This is a genomic window from Bacillus sp. JJ722 (assembly GCF_036963345.1).
In the GTDB taxonomy this organism is placed as follows: Bacteria; Bacillota; Bacilli; order Bacillales; family DSM-1321; genus Bacillus_AD.
Genome location: NZ_JBALMO010000055.1, coordinates 1 through 1388 on the forward strand (window position 1 = coordinate 1; position 1388 = coordinate 1388).

General features: G+C 33.8%; 3 protein-coding genes. All 3 read right to left on the reverse strand.

What is annotated here, in order from left to right:
- Positions 1-122 precede the first annotated feature (122 nt).
- Genes V7014_RS08385 through V7014_RS08395 form a run of 3 tightly spaced genes read right to left on the reverse strand, consistent with a single transcriptional unit; the run spans position 123 to position 1165 of the window.
- Positions 123-506, reverse strand: coding sequence for a hypothetical protein (locus V7014_RS08385; protein WP_335506087.1), 384 nt, complete (start codon positions 504-506; stop codon positions 123-125).
- 15 nt (positions 507-521) lie between these two features.
- Positions 522-776 (reverse strand): alpha/beta fold hydrolase, encoded by a 255-nt coding sequence (locus V7014_RS08390; RefSeq protein ID WP_335506089.1) that lies wholly within the window; start codon positions 774-776, stop codon positions 522-524.
- Positions 773-1165, reverse strand: a complete 393-nt coding sequence (locus V7014_RS08395; protein WP_335506091.1) for an alpha/beta fold hydrolase — start codon at positions 1163-1165, stop codon at positions 773-775. The genes V7014_RS08390 and V7014_RS08395 overlap by 4 nt, the downstream gene beginning before the upstream one ends.
- Between the last annotated feature and the right edge of the window lie 223 nt (positions 1166-1388).

Below are 1388 nucleotides of genomic sequence, written 5' to 3' on the forward strand. Positions count from 1 at the left end.
GCCATGCCTGGCACACTAAAAAAAGAGCCGACAAGCGTCAACTCTAATCCCAAGCTCTTGCCCTGTTAGCCCTAATTTCATTAAAGCCCCTATTTAACGGACTAAAGCACGTTGAGTACAGTTTATAGTTCATTAGCCATATCCAAAATTGCTTCTATTATTACATTAGGTTGATCATACATCACTGAGTGACTACTCTTAGGAACTAAAATGAATTCACTTTTCGTGGATAAATTGATCAATTGTTTTTGTGAATCCTTCCATTTCTTTTCAAGACTATCCGCTTCTTTTTTTGAGAACCCTAATTCTGACGCCTGCATTTCTACATTACTTGGTGTAACAATTGTTAAAGGCTTATCTCCTAACGAGTGAGTATCTTCCAGTAATTTCTCGGCTATTTTTATTTGCTGAATTTCTTCATTTAATACTTTGAAAAACGGAGTATCCCAATGAACATTCACATACTTTTCTGGAGAAATATAATCTGGCATTGAATCTGAAATCATATTCTTACCGAATAGTCACACTATTCCGACATGAGATAAAATACGATTCATCGTTTGGTCTTGTGTCTCGAAAAACTTGTGATTATAAGACTCAACTTGTTTTGAAAAATATTCATTTCTAGAATCTACAAGAACTAACCCTGAAACCTTTTCTGGGTACTTGTCTGCAAAGAGACGAGAATAAATCCCTCCCACAGAATGACCCCCTAGTATTACTGGGGTATCAATTTTAGAAGATTCGAGGATCTTATTTAAATCATTAATCGTCATATCGATATTAAATCCATTAGGAGGCGGGTCATCCACCCATACCCTGCTCGATCATAAGTAATGACTTGGGTTTGCTTTGATAGTTCTTTCTGAACGTTTGACCAATCATAAGACCAATTACCAGTTCCTGTTTCAATAACAACAGGTGGCAGACTCGTTTTAGCCCCTTTGATATTCATATGTATTTCTCTGTTCCCAACATCGATCATTTGTCCATCTGGAGGGTAATTGCTTTTAACATTTTTATAACTTATAAATTCATAAAAGAACCCGGAAATCAATGAAATTAAAATAATAACAATAAATATCGTCCCGAATATTTTTAACTTTCTAAATGGTCTGATTACATTTGTTTGTTTTATCTCCAAACTACCATATCCTTTAACCATCCTCTTTCTTTTATAGATAGTTTTTTCATAGATTCTATCTCATTAATTTTTATTTCTTTTAAATTATATTCTTAGAGAGTTTATTCCCACTTGAAACAAATGCTTTTTTTTGAATCCACAAGGGTTCCACCAAAATCAAAAATAACGTACTTTACCATCAAATTCCCTCCAAATAATAACAACAAAGTTTTTACAAAACAAAAAATCCCCATCCAAGTTGACC

Excerpts from the sequence above, each read along its gene's own strand:
- V7014_RS08385 (WP_335506087.1), bottom strand. The coding sequence starts at position 506 with ATGATTTCAGATTCAATGCCAGATTATATTTCTCCAGAAAAGTATGTG.
- V7014_RS08390 (WP_335506089.1), bottom strand. The coding sequence starts at position 776 with ATGACGATTAATGATTTAAATAAGATCCTCGAATCTTCTAAAATTGAT.
- V7014_RS08395 (WP_335506091.1), bottom strand. The coding sequence starts at position 1,165 with ATGGTTAAAGGATATGGTAGTTTGGAGATAAAACAAACAAATGTAATC.